We start from the raw sequence: 3,180 nt of genomic DNA on the forward strand, positions 1-3,180 counted from the left end.
CGCGGGGTGCGGTGATGGCGGCCTCCATCTTCATGGCCTCGATGGTGCCGACCGTGTCACCGGCGGCGACCGTATCGCCCTCACCGACGGTCAGGGTGACGACACCGGCGAAGGGTGCGGCGATGTGGCCGGCGTTGTTCTTGTCGGCCTTCTCCGCCACCGGAACCTCGCTGGCGATCGAGCGGTCGCGCACCTGCACCGGACGCAGCTGCCCGTTGAGAATGCACATCACCGTGCGCATGCCGCGCTCGTCCGGCTCCGAGATCGCCTCGAGGCCGATGAGCAGGGTGACGCCCTTCTCCAGTTCGACGCGGTGTTCCTCACCGTGGCGCAGACCGTAGAAGAACTGGTTCGCCGACAATCCGGTGGTGTCGCCGTACTTCTCCCGATGCGCCAGGAATTCCGCGGTCGGAGCAGGAAACAGCAACCGGTTCAACGTCTCTCGGCGCTGCTGTGACGAACCGTCCAGTGCCGCGGCGTCTTCCGCGGTCAGCGGCACTTCCGGCTTCGCCGGGCCGCGACCTTCGAGGGCGCGGCTGCGGAAGGGTTCGGGCCAGCCGCCCGCCGGGGTGCCCAGTTCGCCACGCAGGAAACCGATGACCGAGTCCGGGATGTCGTAGCGCGCGGGGTCGGTGGCGAAATCGTCCACGTCCACGCCCGATCCGACCAGCGACAGGGCCAGATCGCCGACCACCTTGGAGGACGGGGTGACCTTCACCAGCCGGCCCAGCAGCCGGTCGGCGGCCGCGTACTTCGCCTCGACCTCTTCGAACCGGTCGCCCAGCCCGAGCGCGATCGCCTGCTGCCGCAGATTCGACAGCTGCCCGCCCGGGATCTCGTGGTGGTACACCCGCCCGGTCGGCCCCGGCAACCCGGACTCGAAGGGGGCGTACACCTTTCGCAGTGCCTCCCAGTACGGCTCGAGGTCGCAGACGGCATCGAGGTTCAGCCCGGTGTCGTAGGGCGAATGCGCGGCCGCGGCGACGATCGCCGAGAGCGCGGGCTGGCTCGTGGTGCCAGCCATCGGCGCACTCGCCCCGTCCACGGCGTCCGCGCCGGCCTGCCAGGCGGCCAGGTAGGTGGCGAGTTGCCCGCCCGGAGTGTCGTGGGTGTGCACGTGCACCGGCAGATCGAAGTTGCTGCGCAGCGCGGTCACCAGCGTGTGCGCGGCCGGCGCTCGCAGCAGCCCGGCCATGTCCTTGATGCCGATCACGTGCGCGCCGGCCTCGACGATCTGCTCGGCGAGCTTCAGGTAGTAGTCGAGGGTGTAGAGGTTCTCGTCCGGATTCGACAAATCACCGGTATAGGACATCGCGACCTCGGCCAGCGCGGTGCCGGTCTCGCGTACCGCGTCGATCGCCGGCCGCATCTGATCCACATTGTTCAGCGCGTCGAAGATCCGGAAGATATCAATACCGGTACCGGTGGCCTCGCGCACGAACGCCCGCGTCACCTGCTCCGGATACGGCGTGTACCCGACGGTGTTGCGCCCGCGCAGCAGCATCTGCAAGCAGATGTTCGGAATCGCCTCCCGCAGCGCGGCCAGCCGCTCCCACGGGTCCTCGTACAGGAAGCGCAGCGCCACATCGTAGGTCGCGCCACCCCAGCATTCGACCGACAACAGTTCCGGGGTCATCCGCGCCACGTGCCCGGCGACGGTCAGCAGTCCGCGCGTGCGCACCCGCGTCGCGAGCAGCGACTGATGGGCGTCGCGGAACGTGGTGTCGGTGACGCCGACCGCGTCGCGCTCCCGCAACCACCGCGCGAAACCCTCGGGTCCCAGTTCGAGCAGACGCTGGCGGGTACCGTCCGGCGGCGGCGCACCCAGATCGATCGCCGGCAACTTGTCGTGCGGGTAGACCGCCGTCGGCCGCTCACCGTGCGGCTTGTTCACGGTCACGTCGGCCAGATAGCGCAGGATGCGGGTGCCGCGGTCGGCCGAACCGCGCTGGGTCAGCAGTTCCGGGCGCTCGTCGATGAACGAGGTGGTGATGCGTCCGGCGCGGAAATCCGGATCGTCGAGCACGGCCTGCAGGAAGGGGATGTTGGTGGCCACGCCGCGGATGCGGAATTCCGCCACCGCGCGCCGGGCCCGCGCCACCGCCGCGCCGAAGTCACGGCCGCGACAGGTCAGCTTGACCAGCATGGAGTCGAAGTGGGCGCCGACCTCGGCGCCGAGATTCGCCCCGCCGTCGAGCCGGATGCCACCGCCGCCGGGCGAGCGGTAGGCGGTGATGCGGCCGGTGTCGGGACGGAATCCGTTGGCCGGATCCTCGGTCGTGATCCGGCACTGCAGCGCGGCACCGTGAATCGACACGCTGTCCTGACTCAGCCCCAGATCCGCCAGCGACTCGCCGGCCGCGATGCGCAACTGCGACTGCACCAGATCCACATCGGTGATCTCCTCGGTCACCGTGTGCTCGACCTGGATCCGCGGGTTCATCTCGATGAACACGTGCTGGCCGCGCTCGTCGAGCAGGAACTCCACGGTGCCCGCGCACGAGTACCCGATCTGGCGCGCGAACGCCACCGCGTCGGCGCAAATACGCATCCGCAGTGCGGGATCCAGATTCGGCGCGGGCGCCAGCTCGATCACCTTCTGATGCCGCCGCTGCAGCGAACAGTCACGCTCGAACAGATGCATGACGTTGCCGTGCTGATCGGCCAGGATCTGCACCTCGATATGCCGCGGGTTGATCACCGCCTGCTCGAGGAAGACCGTCGCGTCTCCGAACGCCGATTCCGCCTCGCGCATGGCGGCCTCGATGGCCTCGCGCAGTTGCACCCGATCCGCCACCCGGCGCATACCGCGACCGCCACCGCCGGCGACCGCCTTCACGAACACCGGGAAGTCCATCTCCTCCGATGCCCGCAGCAACTCCTCGACATCGGCCGAGGGCGCGCTGGAGTTCAGCACCGGGAGCCCGGCCGCCTTCGCCGCCGCGATGGCCCGCGCCTTGTTACCGGTCAGTTCGAGCACCTCGGCCGAGGGGCCGATGAAGGTGATGCCCTCGGCCGCACAGGCCGCGGCGAGGTCCGGATTCTCCGACAGGAAGCCGTAGCCGGGGTAGACCGCATCGACGCCGGCGGACTTGGCGGCGCTGATGATCTCGGGAATCGAGAGGTAGGCGCGCACCGGATGTCCGGGGACACCGATCTGGTACGACTCGTCGGCCTTGA

At 69.2% G+C, this 3,180-nt stretch carries 1 protein-coding gene; it reads right to left on the reverse strand.

Annotation, left to right across the window (positions count from 1 at the left end; all coding sequences use genetic code 11):
- Positions 1 to 3,180: pyruvate carboxylase (locus NN2_RS35475; protein WP_063019628.1), on the reverse strand; the 3,180-nt coding region annotated here is incomplete at both ends.

This window comes from Nocardia nova NBRC 15556 (genome assembly GCF_001613005.1).
Taxonomy (GTDB): Bacteria; Actinomycetota; Actinomycetes; order Mycobacteriales; family Mycobacteriaceae; genus Nocardia; species Nocardia nova.